Annotated in this window: 19 protein-coding genes; 13 read left to right on the top strand and 6 right to left on the bottom strand. The window is 65.4% G+C overall.

Annotated elements, in window-relative coordinates:
* The first annotated feature begins 39 nt into the window (after positions 1-39).
* The gene (locus tag HB634_RS20415) at positions 40-1713 is read left to right on the top strand and encodes a ShlB/FhaC/HecB family hemolysin secretion/activation protein (protein WP_213949931.1); all 1674 of its coding nucleotides are present in this window, start codon (positions 40-42) and stop codon (positions 1711-1713) included.
* A 99-nt stretch (positions 1714-1812) separates the two neighbouring features.
* Here the strand turns inward: HB634_RS20415 and HB634_RS20410 are convergent, their stop codons facing one another.
* Complete coding sequence (locus HB634_RS20410; protein ID WP_213949930.1) at positions 1813-3318, bottom strand: DHA2 family efflux MFS transporter permease subunit; 1506 nt, start codon at positions 3316-3318, stop codon at positions 1813-1815.
* Positions 3319-3411: 93 nt separating this feature from the next.
* On the opposite strand from HB634_RS20410, the gene HB634_RS22960 reads away from it, so the two are divergent.
* Both HB634_RS22960 and HB634_RS20405 read left to right on the top strand, forming a co-directional pair.
* A complete protein-coding gene (locus tag HB634_RS22960; protein ID WP_255548713.1) occupies positions 3412-3546 on the top strand; it encodes a hypothetical protein in 135 nt (44 codons plus the stop codon).
* A gap of 39 nt (positions 3547-3585) precedes the next feature.
* On the top strand, positions 3586-4062 hold the full coding sequence (locus HB634_RS20405; protein ID WP_213949929.1) for a VOC family protein: 477 nt from the start codon (positions 3586-3588) through the stop codon (positions 4060-4062).
* A gap of 10 nt (positions 4063-4072) precedes the next feature.
* Here HB634_RS20405 and HB634_RS20400 read toward each other — a convergent pair whose 3' ends face one another.
* A complete protein-coding gene (locus HB634_RS20400; RefSeq protein ID WP_213949928.1) occupies positions 4073-4951 on the bottom strand; it encodes an NmrA family NAD(P)-binding protein in 879 nt (292 codons plus the stop codon).
* A gap of 102 nt (positions 4952-5053) precedes the next feature.
* On the opposite strand from HB634_RS20400, the gene HB634_RS20395 reads away from it, so the two are divergent.
* The 3 genes from HB634_RS20395 to HB634_RS20385 all read left to right on the top strand — a co-directional run bounded on the left by HB634_RS20395 (position 5054) and on the right by HB634_RS20385 (position 8327).
* Positions 5054-5935 (top strand): LysR family transcriptional regulator, encoded by an 882-nt coding sequence (locus HB634_RS20395; RefSeq protein ID WP_213949927.1) that lies wholly within the window; start codon positions 5054-5056, stop codon positions 5933-5935.
* Positions 5936-6001: 66 nt separating this feature from the next.
* Entirely contained in the window at positions 6002-6775 is a 774-nt protein-coding gene (locus HB634_RS20390) for a DUF4339 domain-containing protein (protein ID WP_063571293.1), read from the top strand.
* Positions 6776-6857: 82 nt separating this feature from the next.
* Positions 6858-8327 carry an alpha-L-fucosidase gene (locus tag HB634_RS20385; RefSeq protein WP_213949926.1) on the top strand — a complete coding sequence of 490 codons (1470 nt, stop codon included), beginning with the start codon at positions 6858-6860 and terminating at the stop codon, positions 8325-8327.
* Between the two features lie 121 nt (positions 8328-8448).
* Here the strand turns inward: HB634_RS20385 and HB634_RS20380 are convergent, their stop codons facing one another.
* Positions 8449-9273 (bottom strand): oxidoreductase, encoded by an 825-nt coding sequence (locus HB634_RS20380; RefSeq protein ID WP_063571292.1) that lies wholly within the window; start codon positions 9271-9273, stop codon positions 8449-8451.
* Between the two features lie 108 nt (positions 9274-9381).
* Here HB634_RS20380 and HB634_RS20375 point away from each other — a divergent pair, with 108 nt between their 5' ends.
* The 5 genes from HB634_RS20375 (at position 9382) to HB634_RS20355 (ending at position 14879) form a co-directional block, all read left to right on the top strand.
* Complete coding sequence (locus HB634_RS20375) at positions 9382-10275, top strand: LysR family transcriptional regulator (RefSeq protein WP_213949925.1); 894 nt, start codon at positions 9382-9384, stop codon at positions 10273-10275.
* A 74-nt stretch (positions 10276-10349) separates the two neighbouring features.
* Positions 10350-10616 carry a DksA/TraR family C4-type zinc finger protein gene (locus HB634_RS20370; RefSeq protein ID WP_213949924.1) on the top strand — a complete coding sequence of 89 codons (267 nt, stop codon included), beginning with the start codon at positions 10350-10352 and terminating at the stop codon, positions 10614-10616.
* A gap of 48 nt (positions 10617-10664) precedes the next feature.
* On the top strand, positions 10665-11273 hold the full coding sequence (locus HB634_RS20365) for a histidine phosphatase family protein (RefSeq protein ID WP_213949923.1): 609 nt from the start codon (positions 10665-10667) through the stop codon (positions 11271-11273).
* 135 nt (positions 11274-11408) lie between these two features.
* A complete protein-coding gene (locus HB634_RS20360; protein ID WP_213949922.1) occupies positions 11409-13202 on the top strand; it encodes a GGDEF domain-containing protein in 1794 nt (597 codons plus the stop codon).
* 105 nt (positions 13203-13307) lie between these two features.
* Positions 13308-14879, top strand: coding sequence for a methyl-accepting chemotaxis protein (locus HB634_RS20355; RefSeq protein ID WP_213949921.1), 1572 nt, complete (start codon positions 13308-13310; stop codon positions 14877-14879).
* 3 nt (positions 14880-14882) lie between these two features.
* Here the strand turns inward: HB634_RS20355 and HB634_RS20350 are convergent, their stop codons facing one another.
* From HB634_RS20350 to HB634_RS20340, 3 genes are read right to left on the bottom strand one after another with little or no spacing between them, the layout of a single operon-like run.
* Positions 14883-15500 (bottom strand): PAS domain-containing protein, encoded by a 618-nt coding sequence (locus HB634_RS20350; RefSeq protein WP_213949920.1) that lies wholly within the window; start codon positions 15498-15500, stop codon positions 14883-14885.
* 54 nt (positions 15501-15554) lie between these two features.
* Complete coding sequence (locus tag HB634_RS20345; RefSeq protein WP_213949919.1) at positions 15555-16262, bottom strand: DUF899 family protein; 708 nt, start codon at positions 16260-16262, stop codon at positions 15555-15557.
* Positions 16259-16777 (bottom strand): glutathione S-transferase family protein, encoded by a 519-nt coding sequence (locus HB634_RS20340; RefSeq protein ID WP_213949918.1) that lies wholly within the window; start codon positions 16775-16777, stop codon positions 16259-16261. Before HB634_RS20340 ends, HB634_RS20345 begins: the two co-directional genes overlap by 4 nt.
* Before the next feature lie 132 nt (positions 16778-16909).
* On the opposite strand from HB634_RS20340, the gene HB634_RS20335 reads away from it, so the two are divergent.
* The gene (locus tag HB634_RS20335; protein WP_213949917.1) at positions 16910-18124 is read left to right on the top strand and encodes an NAD(P)/FAD-dependent oxidoreductase; all 1215 of its coding nucleotides are present in this window, start codon (positions 16910-16912) and stop codon (positions 18122-18124) included.
* A gap of 78 nt (positions 18125-18202) precedes the next feature.
* Positions 18203-19240, top strand: a complete 1038-nt coding sequence (locus HB634_RS20330; RefSeq protein ID WP_213949916.1) for a L,D-transpeptidase — start codon at positions 18203-18205, stop codon at positions 19238-19240.
* Position 19241: the final 1 nt, after the last annotated feature.

The following is a 19241-nucleotide window of genomic DNA, read 5'->3' as shown; positions in this document are numbered from 1 at the left end:
TGACCTCATTCACTCTTTCGTATCGGCTTCCTGATGACCATGGCAAATCTTCCCAAGCGCGCCGCAAACCTTCTTGGCGCATGCATCCTCCTTGCACTGACCGCCACGGCCACGGCACAGGTGCGCCCGCCGCAGAGCGGTGACCTGCTTCGCCAGGTGCCGGTGGCGCCGCAGCCGAAGAAGGCTGACGACACGGGGCTCAAGGTCGTACCGCAGGCCGCGGCCGACCAGGGCGACAGCGCGCCATTTCACGTCACGACCATCCAGATCACGGGTGCGACGCTGATTCCCGTCGAGACCCTGCACGCACTGGTCGCGTCCGGCGAGGGCAGGGACATCACGCTGCGCGAGCTCAATGCGCTCGCCGACCGGATCACCGCCGAGTACCGGGCCAAGGGTTACCCGCTGACCCTGGCTTACGTGCCCGCGCAGACGCTCAGCGGCGGTACGGTACGCATCGCCGTGCAGGAAGCGCGCCTGGGCAAGGTGGTGCTCGAGAATCACAGCGCCACGCACGACGGCCCCCTGAAGGCGACGCTGGATCCGCTCACGAGCGGCGCGCCGATCACCTCGCACGGCTTCGATCGCAGCTTGCTCCTGCTGGGTGATATTCCGGGCGTGATGGAAACCTCGGCGCTTCGCCCGGGCGATGAGCCGGGTACCTCGGACCTTGCCGTACGCACGGACGACCGTCCGCGCTATACGGGCTTGGTCGCGCTCGACGACTACGGCAACCAGTACACCGGCCGCGCGCGGCTGACGGGCACGTTCAACGTCAACGGCCTGTTGCACCAGGGCGACCTGCTCGATGCGACGGCGCTCTCGGCGGGCTCGAACATGAACTACGGCCGCCTCGGCTATCGCTATCTCCTCAACGGCGAAGGTACGGTGGTCGGCGCTTCCGTCTCCTCGCTCGACTACAAGCTCAAGGGCGACCTGCGCGTGCTCGACGCGCATGGCACGGCACAGGTTGCCAGCCTGTTCGTCAGCCAGCCGATCATCCGCTCCACCGACGGCAACCTCTACGGCCAGCTCGGTTACGACCGCCGCCATCTCAACGATTCGATCGACATCGTTGGCGTGCGCACGTTGCGTCACACCTACGGCTGGACCGCGACGCTGGCCGGCGACCAGCGCGATGCACACGGCGTGACCAACTTCAATGTCGCCGCGACCTACGGCCTGCTCGGTTTCGATGACGCCTTCGCGCAGTTCATCGATGCGATCAGTGCGCAGACCCGGGGCCACTACCTGAAGTACACCGTCTCGGTGGCGCGCCTGCAGCAGCTGTCGGAGAACAATGCGATCTACCTTGGTTTCCAGGGCCAGTGGGCGAACAAGAATCTCGACACGGCCGAGCAGTTCTATCTGGGCGGCGCCAACAACGTCCGCGGTTACGACACCGGCGTGCTGGCCGGCTCCCAGGGGCAGATGGTCAACCTCGAGTTCCGTCGCAGCCTGCACTTGGGTCTTCCCGGCAGCTGGACGGCGCTGGCCTTCGCCGATGCCGGCCGCGTGAACCTCTACAAGGATCGCTTCGCACCGGGTACGAACAGCGCCCACATGCAGGACGTCGGCCTGGGCATGCGTTGGCAGGGCGACGACCAGTGGTCGTTGAGCGCCGATGTTTCGCATCCGATCGGCGTGCGTCCAGCGCTGGCCGGCGAGACTCACGACACACGCGCCTGGGTGCAGATTCAGAAAGGCTTCTGATCGAGATCGTCGTCCCGCTTTCGTGGGAGCCGATTCATCGGCGATCCCGCGGCAGCGGGCCAGGGTGCCGCGAGTACCCATTCGCCGATGAATCGGCTCCTACATGGATTTTGGTTTTGGGGAGGGTCGGATCATCAACCCGGCCGCGATGGCCGATAGCACCGCCAGCCCCGCCGAAAGCAACATCACGCGCCGGAACCCCGCGACGAACGCCCCATCGATAGCGTGCCGCGCTGCCTCGTTCGTCACCTCGATGCCGGCCAGCTTCGCCTTTTGCGCCATCACGCTCTGCACCACGTCCGCGGGTATGCCCGAAGCAAGGCCTTCCCGCAGTGCCGCGTCGAAGCCCTGCGTCAGCACGATGCCGAACACCGCGATGGCCAGCAGGCCAGCTACGCGCGACACCGCGTTATTCACCCCCGACGCCGTGCCGGCAAGGTCCGGACTCAGAGCATTCATCACCGTGGTCGTCAGCGGCGCGATGGTGATGCTCATGCCGAGACCCAGCACGCATGCGGCCGGAAAAAAGGTGGTCCAGTAAGAACCGCCTACGCCGGGCAACGCATAGAGCGCAAAGCCCGCGCCGGCAAGGGTCGGCCCGACGATCAATGGGAGGCGCGCACCGACCACGTCGACCAGCCGACCGGTCCATCGCGACAGCGCGAACATGATCACGATGAAGGGCAGCAGGGAGGCACCCGCCCCGGTCGCGCCGTAGCCCTGTACCTGGATGAGGTTGAGCGGAACAAAGAACAGGCTGCCGCCGAGCGAGGCATAGAGCAGCAGGGTGAGCACGTTCGCGCCGGCGAAGTCGCGATCACGAAAGAGGCCCAGGGGCAGCATGGGCGCGGCGATGCGCATCTCCACCACGACGAAGATCGCCAGTCCCGCGACGCCGACGACGGCGGACGTCAGTACGGCAGGCGAGACCCAACCGTGCAGCGGCGCTTCGATGAGCGCGTAGATGACGCCGGCCAGCCCGATCGTCGCGAGCACGGCGCCCACGATGTCGATGTGACCGGCATCGACCCCCTTGCTTTCCGGTACCCGCCAGTAGCAGATCGCGATGAGCACGATGCCCAAAGGCAGATTCACCAGAAAGGCCCAATGCCAGGACACATGCTCGACGAGGAAGCCGCCTAGCACGGGTCCGATCGCTGCCGTGATGCCACTGAATGCCGACCATGTGCCGATGGCGGCGCCGCGACGCTCTTTCGGAAAGGCCGAGGTGATCAGCGAGAGGCTGCCCGGAATGAGCAAGGCGGCGCCAAAGCCTTGCAGCGCGCGCATGCCGATTAACCACGTCATGCTTTCGGACGCGGCGCAGCCCAGCGACGCGAGGGTGAAAACCACCGCACCGATGATGAAGACCCGGCGCCTTCCGTAGTGGTCTCCAAGCACGCCTCCGACCAGCAACAGGGCCGAGAGCAGCAGCGCATAACTTTCCATCACCCACTGGGCATCCGCCGTCGTCGCATTCATGGCCCGCTGAATGGCCGGCAGGGCGACGTTGACGATCGTGCCGTCGACGAAGGCCATTCCCGAGCCGACGACCGCGGCGACCAGGGTCCAACGTCGTGCGGCTTCGCTTTCGGGAGGCGTCATCGCCACAGCGTAGCGCGACCATGAGCCCGCCGCCTTGAACGTTGCTTTGACGGCGGTGGTGGTCTGCTAGGCGTTCGGAATGCGGAGCCCCTCATGAAAGAGCGCGACCCCTACGACGAACCGACCACCGGATCCGGCGATCCCGGCCACGCCGAGGGTCCCAAGCCGGTCGAGCCGGTCAATACCGGCTCGGGCGACCCGCAGCACAAGGCCGAGCAGGCTGACTGACACCGGGCCTGCCCGATCGTCCCAACGAAGGAGGTCACCATGTCAGGCAGCTTCCAGCGCATCACGCCCTTCCTCTGGTTCGATACCCAGGCCGAGGAAGCCGCGAACTACTATGTCTCGATCTTCCCTAATTCACGGGTTACGAGCATCACCCGATACACGAAAGAGTCGTCCGAGGCCTCCGGTCGAGCGGTGGATTCGGTCATGACGGCGGCCTTCGAGCTGGACGGCCAGCAGGTCACGGCGCTCAACGGCGGGCCGCATTTCACGTTCAACGAAGCGTTGTCGCTGGTCGTGCGCTGCCACGACCAGGCCGAGATCGACCATTACTGGAGCAAGCTTTCTGCCGGCGGCGATCCGAGCGCCCAGGCCTGCGGCTGGCTCAAGGACAAGTACGGCCTGTCCTGGCAGATCGTGCCGGACGACATCGAGGCGCTGGTGCAGAGCCCCGGCTCGGTCGCCGCCCTCATGCAGATGAAGAAGATCGACATCGCGGCGATGAAGGCGGCGGCCTGAGCCGTTCGCGTTACGCCTGCTTCCAGGCGGCCGCGGTCTCGCGTGCGAAGTCGCGGTAGTTCCGCGGTGCGCGGCCGAGCAGCGAGGTCATGATATCCGTGGCGGAGGCTTTGGCCAGCATGCCTTCGGATTGGAAGCGGGCGAGCATCAGGCGCAGGTCGTACGCGGCCCACGACGGTGCGTTGCGGGCGATCGCCGCCTCGGCGGCATCGAGATCGTCGCCACCATAAGCGACGGGACGGCCCAGCGTGTCGCTCCAGATGCGTGCAGCCGACTCACCGGTGAGTGCATCCGGTCCCGCCAGTTCGATGACCTCGCGCGGCAGTGCCCCCGGCGACCGCTCACGACGCAGCAAGGCCGCGGCGGCGATATCCGCGATATCGCGGATGTCCACCATCGACACGCCGACCTGACCTAGCGCCATCGGATAGACGCCATGCTCGGTGAGTGGCACCTGCAGGCTCGCATCGTTCTGCATGAAGTAGGACGGGCGCAGCACCGTCACCGGCAGGTCGTACTGCTCGATGGCGCGCTCGATCGTGTACTTGCCGGCGAAGTGCGGTACGTCGGCGAAGCGGTCGCCATTGAGGACCGAGAGGTAGACGATGCGGCGGATGCCGGCATCACGGGCGAGTCCCAGGGTCGCCAGGCCTTGCGTCAGTTCATCGGCGGTGACGGCATTGAGCAGGAAGAGGGTATCGACGCCCTCGAGTGCGGCGCGCACCGAGGGGATGTCGGTGAGGTCGCCGCCCACGGCGCGAACGCCCTTGGGTGCCTTCAGCGTGTCCGGGCTGCGGGTGAGGGCGCGCACATCGGCGCCTGCTTCGGCCAGTCGCGCGGTGACGGCGGAGCCGATGTTGCCTGTGGCGCCAGTAACGAGAATGCTCATGATCGATGGCCTTGCGTGAGTGGATGAGACCTAGATTGGGCGTTCCATCGGGGGGACGAAAGCCGCAGAATCGGGACACCTCGTCTCATCGGTGGAACGACCATGGACCTCCTCGCTCTCGCGGATTTCGATGCCGTCGCGCTTCACCGCGGCTTCGGAGCGGCCAGCCGCGCCACGGCGCGCCCCAAGGCCACGCTCTCGCGGCATGTCCGTGAACTCGAGGACGCACTCGGCGTACGCCTGATCGAGCGCGGCGCTCGCCCGTTCCGGCTGACCGAGGAAGGCGCGACCCTGCACGCCGAGGCCCACGCGATGCTCGGCCGCATCGAGGACGTGGCCGAGGGACTGGTCGCCCGCGCGGGCGCCCCGCAGGGCGCGCTTCGCGTCAGCGCCCCGGTGCTCTTCGCGCACCGGGGCCTGGGACGTCTCGCCGCCCGTTTCGCCATGAACTTTCCGGCCGTGCACCTCGAGGTGGTGGTGGACGACCGCTTCGTCGATCCGCTCAAGGAGGGCTTCGATGTCGTGATTCGTGCAAACCCCGCGCCTTCGACCGAGCTCGCTGGCCGATGCTTTCTTCGCGACCGGCTCGTGGTTGCCGCGGCGCCATCGCTTGCCGAACCTGCCGACGGCGGCTCCTTTCCGGCGATCGTGCTCGGCGGCAGTCAACTGTCGGCATGGCGGCTGGGCACCGAAGGCCGGACGAAGACGGTGCTGCCGCACGAGGTGGTCCGTCTTTCCTCCATGGCCCTGGTGTATGACGCGGTGCGTGAAGGTGCCGGTGCGGCCATGATGCCGGCCTCACTCATTCGCAACGACATCGCCGCCGGCACGCTGGCATCGTGGGGCGAGGTGGACGGCCGCTCCATCGAAGTGTGGGCGCTGTATCCGCCGCAGCGTCACGTGTCCGGCAAGGTGTCGGCCTTCGTGAACATGCTCGTCGAACACTTCCACGGCGGATCGCCAGCGCATTTCGACACCCTCTGACGGGGTAGTCGTGGCTCTGTATGATGGCCGCGCGGTGATTCATCACGCGGAAACAGGGGCGGGGCATTGGAAGACGTACAGATCTGGCTGGGCCTGAACGGGCAACGATTCGGGCCGTATGCGCTGGCGCTCGTTCAGCGCTGGCATCAGCAGGGCATGCTCGACAACGGCAGCCTGTGCTGGCGTGAGGGGATGAGCGAATGGTCGCCGCTGGAGACCTTCCTGCGCGAGAACGTTGCAGCCGCGTCCTTCAACGAGCCTCCCTCGTTCGAGGTACCTCCGCCGGGCCTCGCGCCTCGCGCCTCCGTCGCCGTCGCCGTCGCCGTCGCCGTCGCGGCACGCGATACCGCTCCCGTCGCTCCCTCGCTTCACTGGGGCCTGGTCCTCCTGTTCGGTGTGCTGACGCTGGGCATCTTCATCCTGGTCTGGATGTTCATCCAGTCGACGTGGGTGAAGAAGATCGATCCGGCCAGCCGCGCGACGACGTACCTTGCCATCGGCTTGGTCGTCGGCCTCAGCGGCGCCTTCGCGGGCCCCGACTCGCAGCTCTACTACGTCTTACAGCTGATCGATGTCGCTTTCGTCGTCATCGGCTACTTCTCGATGTCCGCATCGCTGAAGCGCTTCGGCATCGAACGGGGGCTGCCCATGGCGATCGGTGGCATCACGCTGTTCTTCTTCACTACCTTCTACCTGCAAGGCCAGCTGACCCGACTCGCCAACTGGCAGCGCACGGGCGTGGTCGAAGAGGCGCCGAAAAGCATCTTCTGGACCCTCTATGCCGTCGTGTTCGTCTTGTTCGCCATGGTGGCTGTCGTCGCGTTGCAAATGTTCCACTGAGTTCACGGAACGCGTCGCTACCGTTTGACAGGCGCGACGCTGGCAGCGAAAGTCGGTCGTCATCCCATGTGGAGCGCGGCCGTTGAATCGACGTGAGTTCGCCAAGGCACTGGCCGTGGCCAGTGTCTTCGGAAGTGGATCGTGGTCCGCATCGCGGGCCGACGCAGCCTCGGCAGGAGCGATCGCCACGACGGCAGGCAAGCATGTCGCCGTGGATCCGCAACGGATGCAGATGCTGCAGCAGGCCTTCCTCGACCTGCGCTTCGGCATGTTCATCCACTTGAACATGGCCACGTTCGAGGAGCGCGAATGGGGCGACCCCGCGCTGTCGCCCAAACTGTTCGATCCGAAGCACCTCGACACCGACCAGTGGGCGCGGGCGGCGAAGTCGGCGAACATGGGCTACGCGTGCTTCACCACCAAGCATCACGACGGCTTCTGCCTGTGGCCGACGAAAACCGGCAGTGCCAACGTCATGCAGTCGTCGTACCCGCATGACGTGGTGCGCCGCTACGTGGACTCCTTCCGCAAGGCGGGCCTCAAGGTTTGCCTATACTTTTCCATCCTCGACCTGCGTGCCGATATCCGCGCACGCACGGTGACGCCGGAGAAGATCGCGCTGATCAAGGCGCAGCTCACCGAGATCCTTACCCAGTACGGCCCGCTCACGGCGCTCATCCTCGATGGCTGGAACGCATCGTGGTCGCGCATTTCCTACGCCGAGCTGCCTTACCGTGACATCTACGATCTGGTGAAAACGCTACAGCCCGATTGCCTGGTCACCGACCACAACGCGGGCAGCTACCCGGGTACGGCCCTCTACTACACGGACATCAAGCAGTACGAACAGCACGCGGGCCAGAAGATTCCGCCGAACAGCCCCGTTCCCTCACAATCGGGCACGACATTGCAGAGCGACTGGTTCTGGAAGAAGGCGTATCCGACCTCGGAACTCGCTTCGGCGAAGACCATCGTCGACGAGTGGCTTGTCCCGTTCAACGACAACCACTGCAACCTCATCCTCAACGTCGCGCCCAACCGCGATGGCCGCTTCGACGACAACGCGGTGGCCCGCCTCGCCGAGATCGGCCAGTTGTGGAAAAACACGGGTCCGGCGCCGAAGATCGGCCGCTCGGTGACGATCACCACGCCGGATCTCGCCGCCGGCAAGCCCGCCTGGGCCAGTGCCAGCGATGAGGCCGTCGGCCCCGACCAGGCATTTGACGACAACTTCCGCAGCTACTGGCTGGCCGACCGCGGCAAGACCGACGCCTGGATCGAAGTGCGTTTCGAGCAGCCGGTGGCATTCAATACGTTGTGCATCGTCGAAGCGGTGGGCGCGGAGGGATACGGCGAGACGAGTCGCATCGCCAGCTACAAAGTTGAAGTGGAGCGCGATGGTGCGTGGATCGCGCTGGTGTCGGGTGAGAAGCCCTCGCACTACCAGTTCCATGAGGTGCCTCGGACGACGGGCAGCCGGGTGAGGTTGAGTGTGACCGGGCAGCAGCCAGGTATTACCGAGTTCGGCATTTACGATGAACCGCGCGGGTGAGGTGACAGGGACCGCGCGCGCCGGCGGGCGCCTGGATCGCCGATGAATCGGCTCCTGCCGAGCAGGTCGGCTCTGCCTGGTAGGAGCCGATTCATCGGCGAAGGGTGCTAGCAAAGCCCCCTCAAAAATCCGTCGACAAAGCCAGCTCACGCCACTGCGCCAACTCTTCCGCGACGGAGCGGTTCTTCGCCTCGATACGCGCCACCGTGTCGCTACCCAGCGGCAGTCGCACCGGCGGATGTTCCGCATCCGCTAACACCATCAGCGCCTTGGCCAGCATCGCCGGGTTGCCCGGCTGTGCATGATTGACGTCGGTCGCGAGGCGGCGCATCGCACCAACGGTCTCGTCGTAATCGTCGATGACGTTGGCCGAACGATGCAGTGAACGCTCGTCAAGGAAGTCCGTACGGAAGAATCCGGGCTCGACAACGGTGGCGTGAATCCCCAGCGGCTTCAGTTCCATGGCCATGGCCTCGGTGATGCCTTCGATGGCGAATTTGGTCGAGCCGTAGACGCCCCAGCCCTGGTAGGCGCTGTAGCCGCCGATCGACGAGATGTTCATCACGTGACCTGAGCGCTGGCGGCGCATATGCGGGAGCACGGCGCGGGTCACGGCGAGTACGCCGAACACGTTGGTGCGGTACTGGTTGACGATTTCCTCGGCGCTGGCCTCTTCGACGGCCGAGAGAAGGCCATAGCCGGCGTTGTTGACCAGCACGTCGATGCGACCGAAGCGGCGCACGGCCTCGGCGGCGGCCGCGTGAGCCTGGCTTTCGTCGGTGACATCCAGAGGCAGGGCAAGCAGGCGCGACTGGCCGGCGTAGCGGCTGATCAGCTCGGAGGGATCGCGGGTCGTGGCGACCACGTTGTCACCGCGGGAAAGGGCTTCTTCGACGATGAGGGCGCCAAAACCACGGCCGGCGCCGGTAACGAACCAGGTACGCATGATGACTTCTCCTAGCGGGTGGGGTGACTGCGTGGGAGAAGTCTGGACCGGCGGCTTTCATGTGATAATCCCAAAAGAATCGCATGGGTTTATGAGAGGAATTCAGTAATGCGTGGCATCAAGCCGGCTGACCTCATGAGCTTTCTCGCCGTGGCCCGGCAGCTGAGCTTCAGCCGCGCCGCCACGGACCTCGGCGTGTCGCCTTCGGCACTGAGTCACACCATTCGTGGCATCGAGGAGCGCCTCGGCGTGCGCCTGCTCAACCGCACCACGCGTAGCGTCGCGCTCACCGAGGCCGGGGAGCGCCTTGCCGGCAGGATCGGTCCTGCGTTCCGCGACATCGACGATGCACTGGACGACCTCAACGCCTCCCAGGGGCGCGTCGCCGGGAAGTTGCGCATCAGCGTCGGTCTCATCGCCGCGCGGCTGGCAGTCATGCCTCTGGTCACCCGCTTCATTGCCACTCATCCGGACGTCGAGGTGGAAATCGTCAGCGACGACGCGCTGATCGACGTCGTATCCGAAGGCTTCGATGTCGGCGTCCGCTTCGGCGAACGTATCGAAGGCGACATGATCGCCGTGCCTCTTGTGCCGCGCATGCGCTCGGCGGTCGTGGCGACTCCCGAGGTGTTCGCGAAGCACGGCAAGCCGATCACGCCACAGGACTTGCGGGGGATGCCGTGCATTCGACAGCGCTTTCCCAGCGGCGCGATGTATCACTGGGATTTCGAGCGGGGTGGTATCGAGCTTGAGATTCATGTCGACGGACCCCTGATCCTGCGTGAGATGAGCCTGTGTGTGCAGGCCGCGCTGGACGGTGCCGGTCTCGCCTTCGTCTTCGAGAAAGCCGTTGAAGAGGACATGGCGTCGGGACGTCTGGTTCGCGTCCTCGAAGACTGGTGCCAGTACCACCCTGGCCTGTTCCTCTACCACCCGGGCCGGCGCCAGATGCCTGCCGTGCTCAAGGCGTTCGTCGACTTCGCGCGGGCCCATCCCGGCTGATCGCCTCACGCCCTTTGAAACCAACGGCTTGCCACCATATCGGTACTCTGAGGCTAGCCGCCGGGAGGTGACCCATGGCAACCGGATGGGCGGGCGATACCGCCGTGCAGGACCAGATCGACGCGACCATCGAGGACGCGGTGAAGCGAGCGCGCAGCCACCTACCGAAGGGGCCGAGCCTCGAGCGTTGCGAGGAATGCGACAAGCCCATTCCCGAAGCACGCCGCAAGGCGGTGCCCGGCGTGCGGCTGTGTGTCGCCTGCCAGGAACAGGCCGATCGCGATGACGCCAGTTTCAGCGGCTACAACCGCCGCGGCAGCAAAGACAGCCAGCTGCGCTGAAACCTCTAGACTATGCCGTTCCCCACACCTGCACGGACGACCCGCGCGATGCTCGAACATGTGATCCTCGCCCGCCACGGTGAGACGGAATGGAATATCGCGGGCCGCGCGCAAGGGCGGGCCGATAGTCCACTCACCGCCGCAGGCATCGAGCAGGCGCAGGCTCTGGGTCGCACCCTCGCCGCACAGGGCATTGAGCACATCGTCTCGTCGACACTCGGTCGCGCATTGCATACCGCCGAAGTCGTTGCGGAGATCATCGGCTGCGAAGTCAGCGTCGACGAACGCTTCGTTGAGCGCGCCTTTGGTGAACTCGAAGGCCGTTTCGTCGCGGAGGCGCTCGTTGAGAACGCGCAATGGGCGGAGGTGGTTCGCGGTCACGATCCGCTCGCTGCCGCCGGCGGCAGCGAATCGTTGCGCGATGTCGCACAACGCGCACTGCCGGCCCTCGAGGCCCTCCATGTGCTGCCTTATCGCCGCGTCGCCGTCATCACGCATGGTCATTGCCTGACGGCGCTCCTCGGCGCACTGCGCGACGGCGGCGACTACGCGAGCTATCGCCATGGCAACTGCGCGTACACCCCGCTTACCGTCGCTAGTGGGGCCTATGTGGTCGACCGCTGGAACGTCGACAGCCAGGTGCTCGTCGGCGCCTGATTGCCGCGGCGGACGACGATGCGTAACGTCGCTTGTAATAAAAGCGAAATAACTGATTGCAAACGGTTTTTCTAAAGTATTGCCGCGCTCGGCCGTTACCCCTCGCAGTTCCCCGGCCCTCCGATGACGATGCCTATGAACACCCCTACCGGCGGTCGCGAACCGTCGCTGATCGAGCAGGCCCTGGCGGGAGACTCGCTGACGGCGGTTTTCCAGCCGGTGATTCGTGTGGATACGGGTGAAGTGGTAGCGCACGAAGGGCTGATTCGTTCGTCCTTGCCTCACTTCAACCTCACCCCGCCGGACCTGCTTGACCTTGCGCGCGCGCGCGGGCGCCTCGGCGAGTTCGAGCTCGCGGCGGCGCATTGCGTCGCCACGAGCTTTGCGGCGCGTGCGCTCACCGGTCGCCTGCTCGTGAATCTCAGTGCCCAGGCAATCATGCAGGACGGCGTACGTGCCGAGGACGTGCTCGAAGCACTCTCCATTCCGGGCTTCGACCTGGGCAGGGTAACGATCGAAATCACCGAACGCGACATCGTCGATAACCCGGCGAGGCTGGCCCACGCGCTCGGCTTCCTGCGCGCACGCGGCATTCGCGTCGCGCTGGATGACTTCGGTAACGGGCATTCGAACTTCGAGATGTGGAACGAGGTGCATCCGGAAATCGTCAAGATCGACCGCTACCTCATCAACGGCCTGGCGCACAGCGTCGAGCGCCTCGCCATTGTGCGTGCCCTGATCTCGGTGGCTGAAACGCTGGGCGCGGAGCTGGTGGGTGAAGGTGTCGAGGAAGAAGCGGACCTTCTCATGCTTCGTGAGCTCGGCATTCCCTATGCGCAGGGCTTCCTGATAGCACGGCCGTCCGCCGGGTCGACCATCGAGGCACCCGCGAACGTTATCGCTGCGCTGTCCGTCACCCACGTGCCGGTGCCACCGCGGCCGCGCGGTCCGGTCTCGGCACGGCCGTTCACCGCCGGCCACATGCTGATCGATGCACCGTGTGTTTCGCCGACGCAATCAAACGAAGACGTGGTGGATCTGTTCGCGGCCCATCCGCGTTTGCATGCCGTCGCGGTCGTCGAGGACGGACTGCCCGTCGGCATCGTCAACCGGCGCACGTTCACCGAGCGCATGGCGCAGCCGTTCGCGCGCGAGCTGTTCGGGCGCAAGCCATGCACAACCTTCATGCATCCGGAGCCACTGCTCTGCGACGAAGAGATGTCGTTGCAAAGCATGGCCGATATCCTGCGCGGTGAAGACCAGCGATACCTGAGCGACGGCTTCATCATTACCTCGCACGGGCGCTATCTCGGGCTGGGCACCGGCGAAGCGCTGGTGCGCCGTGTGACCGAAATTCGCGTGGAAGCCGCACGCTATGCCAATCCGCTGACCTTTCTCCCGGGCAACCTGCCGGTCACCGAACATATCGTGCGTCTATTGCAGACAGGCCGTCCGTTCGCCGCTGCGTACTTCGACCTCGACAACTTCAAACCCTTCAACGACCAGTACGGTTACTTTCGCGGCGACGAGATGATCCGCCTCCTCGCCAGCACACTCACGGGCGACCTTCGCCAGGACGCCGACTTCGTCGGGCACATCGGTGGAGACGATTTCCTCGTCATCTTCCAGGGTGACGATTGGGTCGCACGTTGCGAAGGCATGCGCCTGCGGTTCAATGCGATGAGCGGCAACCTCTTCGATGAGGCCGATCGCGTGCGCGGAGGCATCGACAGCGAGGATCGCCACGGGCATCAGCGGTTCTTTCCGGTCACCACGGTGGCGGTCGGCGTGGCGTGCTTCGTCGATGCCTATCCGGTCGACCCGGAGACCGTGGCGAGTCTCGCGGCGTCGGCGAAGCGCGTGGCTAAAAACACGGGCACCGGGTTACACATGGTGACCTACGAAGCGCAGCTTCCTGTTGGCGTGTAACGAGATATTCAAGCCACTGAAATAAAAGCATAACCTGCAAAAAATAACGCTAAAGTTGGCGAACAGGCGGCCGACAGGGAGGCATCCCCGTCCCCCGAGTACGCCATGCGATTTCCCCGAATCCCGTTGCCTGTGCTGACGCTCCGCGCCCGTTTGTTGATGCGCATGGCTGGCACCATCCTTCTCCTTCTCGCCCTATGGATCGTCGGTGGCTTGCAGCTACGCACCGCCGACCAGCGGTTGCAATCCGTCGTCGACGAGACGCTTGCGCCTGTGGCCGACGTCGGCCGCATCCAGAACGATTACAACGATCTGCTCGACGCCCTCGTGCATGCGACGCTCACCCGCCTGCCGTCCTCGGTCGATGATGCGGTCACCGCCATCGGCAGCGATCGCCACGACATCGACAAGCAATGGAAGTCGCTGGTAGCCAGCGGCCTGGGCAAGGCGCAGAGCAAGGGAGTGGCACTCGCTGCCGAGCACCGAAAGGCGGCGGACAAGGCCGTGGACGACGTGATCGAGCTGCTCAAGGCGGAGCAGTACGATCTCGCACAACTGCAGCTGTCAAACGATGTGCAGTCCGCCGTGGGTCCGCTCAAGAGCGACTTCTCCAATCTGTTCGCGCTGGCGCTGGATGGCGGCAAGGCCGAGGCCCAGGCGCAGCATGAGGACATCCGTCGCGGTGGCATCACCTCGGCGATCCTGCTCGGTATCGCCTTGCTCCTGGCCAGCGTCGTGGACCTCGCGATCATCCGTTCGCTGGGCCGTCGGCTTCGCCAGGCATCCGGGGTCGCAGCCGCCATTGCGCGCGGCACGCTGGGCGCCCGCATCGACGTGGGACGCGGCGACGAGATCGGTAGTCTCCTGTCGTCGTTGGCGGCCATGGATACCCAGCTCGGCAACGTCGTGGTGCAGGTGCGCGATCGCGCCGACCACGTGGCCCAGGCGGCCAGCGGTATCGAGCGTGGTAACGATGCGTTGAACGACCGTACGCGCACCCAGTCAGGGCACCTGCGTTCCACCTCGGCATCGATGAACGACATGGCCAGCGCGGTGGCCGGCGGACTCAGCCATGCCAAGGCCGCGCATAGCGCCGTAGCGCAGACGCGCTCCATGACCGACGAAGGCCACCGCGTGGCGATGGACGCCATCGGCAACATGCGCGAGATTCGTCGCAGTACCGAACGCATGACCGAAGTGCTCGACGTGGTCGACCAGTTCGCCTTCCAGACCAACCTGCTCGCACTGAACGCGGCCGTTGAAGCCGCACGCGCGGGTGAGCACGGTCGCGGCTTCGCGGTGGTCGCCTCGGAAGTGCGTGACCTGGCTAAACGCTGCGCCGCTGCGGCACGTGACATCCGCAGCCTGATCGCCGAGAGCGACGAAGCCGTCCAGGCCGGCGTGGATTCCGTCGACCGCGCGGGTGCCGTGCTCACCGGCATCGGCGAGCGTGTGAACGAGTTGTCCGGCCTGGTCGGCTCGGTCATGGACGCGACACGGAGCCAGAATGACGGCATTGCCCGCGTTAACGGCGCCATCCACGGCATCGATGAAACCACTCGCGAGAACGCGGTGCTCGTGGAGCAAGCCGCCGCAGCCAGCCGCGCCATGCGCGAAAGCGCGGAGATCCTGCGACAGGAGGTGGCTTACTTCGTGTTGGAGGATGAGGCAGCCTGAGGGCTATATCGCCTCGCGCACGGCCTTGAGTGTCTTGTACAAGGTCGCGCGCGAAAGGCCGAGCAACTGTGTGATGTACGTTGCTGCGTGGCGAACATCGAACAGGCCCCGTTCCTCGAGCAGCGTAACGAGGGCCTCGCGGTCGACGATACCCATGCCGGTTAGCGTCGTACCCCGGTCACTGAGGAACTGGCCGACGATGTCATTGACCTCCTCGCGCCAGTCATTGCGGAACAGTGCTGCGGGACGCGGCGCTGACTCGGCAAAGCGCAGGAAGTCCTTTGACATGGCCTGCATCGCCTCGAACATGCTCACGTCCACATTGATGCAGAGCAGGCCGATGGGTTTGCGACGGCCATCGCGCAACACGGCCGTGATCGATTTCAACGACCGGCCGTCCGCGTTCCTCTTGGGGTAAGGGCCGATCACCGCCTCGTCCAGCGCGCCAAGGTCTTCCAACTCGGCCAGCGAATCGTCGCCAACCTTCCGCGGCGACATCCGATTGGCGATATGACGGATCGTCCCGCTGCCGAGGTCGTGGATCACCACCTCGGCATGCGGCTTGAACACGGTGGCTATCGCGTCGGCGACGGGGACGTAGGGGGCAAGGTAATCGACCATGCGCCGATCATCGGGGCCTTTATACGGATTGTCCAGAATGGACTTCCTGTTTTTTCAGCCGGTGTAGTCAAGGCTCGGATACCACGTGGGTCGCCGCCCCTCCGGCGTCGAATCCAGCACCGTCCACAGGGGCATGAGGTCCGGTGCGCCGCGCGGGTCTTCGCCGGGATCCGCCGAGTCACCGCCCATTTCCCCGGCCCAGAACAAGCGGATCGTGCCGTCGCGGCGGGTGAATACGTTGAACGCCGGTATATCGCCGCCATCCTTGCCGATGGCGTGATAGTTGCGACTGAAGCTGCCGTTGAGGTCCGTGTACAGCTTCAGATGCTGCCAACCACGTTCCTTCTTGAAGGCCAGTAGCTTCGATAGCGGCGAACGCGCCACCACTGCCAGCGCCACGTTCTGCTCCATGTCGCGGGCTTCGCCGTCCCACGCGCTCAGCAACGAAGTGCACATGGGGCAGGGGCGCTCGCGTTCCGGGCCGAACATGTAGCTGTAAACGACCAGGGTCTGCTTGTCGCCGAACAGTCCGGCGAGGTCGACCGGACCGTTGATGCCTTCAAACCGGTAATCGCCACGCACCTCACCACCTGGCGGCAGTGCGCGGCGCATGGCTGCGACACGCTCGATGTGCCGACGCAATTCGATCTCTTCGGCAAGCAGTGCGTTACGCGCACTGCGGTACTCGTCGCTTTCGTTCGGCATGCGGACGGTGTTGCGGCTCGCCAGTTCGCTGGCGGGCGTGAGCGGTTGGGTGCTCATGAGCATTCTCCGGAATCAGTCGCGGTCAGGTACGCCAAGGGGAAACAGTGCCCGCCGCCCACCCACTCCCGGTCGGCCATGACCTTGTCCAGCCATGCATAGGCCGTGTCCAGCATCTGCCGGCAATCGGTGACGCCGCAGGGGTCGCGCTGGCCGCCGGGGCGCAGCACGTCGAACACGATGCGCTGCTGCGGCGTCGAAATGTAGTTGTCGAAGAACCGGTCCATGGCGCGCACCTCCAGTGCGGCCTTGCGGTCCTCCGGCAGCATCGGCGCAGGACCCGGGTGATAGAGGTCGAGGTACTCGACGATGGTGCTCGCCTCGGTGACCGTGCGCTTGCCGTCGACCAGGATCGGAAAGCGGCGCAGCGGCCAAAGATCGGCGAACTCCGCGTAAACCTCGGGCTGCTCCGGCGAAAGCATCTTCCACTCGAACGGCGTGCCGTTCTCGTAGAGGGACACGAGGGCTTTCTGGCAGTACGACGAAAAGGCGTGGGCGTAGAGCTTCAGGGGCATCGCATGCACCTCGGTCGGGGACGTGAAGGCAGGGTTCTTCTTCACGTCGAACGGGAAGCGGGCATTTCGACACGCGGCGGGCATCGCCGCTGGATCGGTCTTGCTATCCTCCGGTATCAAGGAGGACCACGGATGAAAGTTGCCATCGTAGGCTACGGAACCGCAGGGCAGGCAAGTGCCATCCTGCTGTCCGCGCAGGGACACGACGTTACCGTTTTCGAGAAAAGCCCAGCGCTGGGACCGGTTGGCGCGGGTTTCCTGCTGCAACCCACCGGCATCGCCGTGCTGGACCGCCTGGGTCTGGCCGGCCGCGCCATGGCGCTGGGCCAACGCATCGACGAGTTGCACGGCGCCACGCCACGGGGCCGTCCGGTCATGGCCATGCGTTACCGTGACCGCCGCGCCGGCTGCTTCGGCCTGGGCATGACGCGAGGCGCGCTCTTCGAGCTGCTGCGCGAGGCGCACCACGAGGCAGCGCAGGTGCGCACGGGCGTTTTCATCGCCGGCTACGACGCAGCGACGCGCTGTGTCGTCGACAACGATGGCACGCCGCATGGCCCCTTCGACCTGACCATTGCAGCCGACGGGGCGCACTCGGTGCTGCGCGCTCGTTGCGAGAGCCAGGTCAGCCGCGAATCGCTCTATCCGTGGGGCGCCGTGTGGTGCCTGCTGCGCATCGACGACTGGGCCACGCCCACCCACCTGCTGCAACGTTATGCGGGCACCCGCGCCATGATCGGCATGCTGCCGGTCGGCACGCGTCCAGGCCATGACGGTCGGTGGGTGACGTTCTATTTCAGCCTGCCGGGTGAGCAGGTCGATAGCTTCGACGACCTCGCTGTCGCGGCGATGAAGTCCACCGTCGCCGGCATCTGGCCCGAGCTCGCACCGCATCTGGCGCATCTGGAGCATTCCGAGCAGCTCAACCGTGCGCGCTATCGCGACGTGGTGCTGCGCCGGCCGCATCACGATCGTCTCGTCGTCATCGGAGACGCCGCGCACGCCATGAGCCCCCAGTTGGGGCAGGGCGTGAACATGGCCCTGCTGGACGCGGCTGCGCTGGCCGACGCGCTGGGCGAGCACGACGACCTCGATCGTGCCCTCGATATCTACCGGCGCCATCGCCATGGCCACGTGCGCATCTACCAGCGCATGAGCCGCTGGCTGACGCCGCTGTTCCAGTCGGATCGCACGGCGCTGGGTTGGTGTCGCGACGTGCTGTTCGGCCCGTTGGGCAAGATGCCCGGCGCGCGCGGGCCGATGCTGAGCATCCTCACCGGCGAGGCTGGCCATCGGCGAACGCCGGGAGGCGAGGACATGCAAGCGCAGGAGCTTCCCGCTCCGTAGGATGCGCAAAAAACCATACTCGCGCGTTCGGCCACACTCGGTTTACGCTCTGCGCGAAGGGGAACCTCGGAGATCCGGATGAAACGCGTTGCCGCCGCCGTCGTACTGCTCGTGTCGCTCACCACGGCGTCGTTCGCCGCCAATCCCATTCCGGTCTGGGGCGCCAGGCAGTCCAGCCCCGCCGATACCCGTCCGGGCGACCTCAAGCCGGGGCAGTGGATATGGGGTGGGCGGGGTGCCTCGCCCGGCCCGATGGCGGTGATCGTGAGCATCACCGAGCAGCGTGCCTACGCGTACCGCAACGGCATCCTCATCGGGGTGAGCACGGTCAGCACGGGCAAGAAGGGTCACGAAACGCCCACCGGTGTGTTCACCATCCTGCAGAAGGACAAGGACCACCACTCCAAGAAATACGACGACGCACCGATGCCCTACCAGGAGCGCCTGACCTGGGACGGCGTGGCGCTGCATGCGGGCGGCCTCCCTGGCTACCCGGAATCGCACGGCTGCGTGCACATGCCCACCGAGTTTGCGCGGCTGCTGTTCGATGCGACCAACATGGGCATGACGGTGGTCGTCGCTGAGGCGGGTACAGCGCCGGTCACCGTGGTTCACCCCAGCGCGGTGATCCCTATCGACCCACGCAACGGCAGCGACCTGCCACTGGAACCGCTGGCCGATGGTGTGCCGTACCGTTGGAATCCGGACGCTTCGCCCATCGGTCCCATCTCGATGGTACTCAGCGTGGCCGACAGCCGCGTCATCGTCTTCCGCAACGGTATCGAGATCGGCCGTAGCCGTGTCGAAGTGAAGGATCCGCTGATCGGCACGCACGCCTTCATCGTCGCTTCCGGCTATATGCCCGACGCGCCGGAGCGCGCCGGGCTGCATATGCCGAACTGGATCACCATTGGCATTCCTGGCCACGGCGACGAAGCGGGCAAGGTGGTCGATGAAGCGCTGGTCGACCGCGTCTCCGTGCCACGCGAGTTCATGGAGAAGATCGTGCCTCTGCTGGCGCCGGGCTCCGTGCTGCTGGCCACGGACGAAAGCGTGCAGCCGGAAACTACGGGTGGCAAGGTGCAGGTGATCGATTCGAACCCGCCGGGCGTTTGAG

Source organism: Luteibacter sp. dw_328, assembly GCF_018449605.1.
Taxonomy (GTDB): domain Bacteria; phylum Pseudomonadota; class Gammaproteobacteria; order Xanthomonadales; family Rhodanobacteraceae; genus Luteibacter.
The sequence above is the reverse complement of the archived record's forward strand: the minus strand, read 5'-3'. Positions and strand labels throughout refer to the sequence as shown.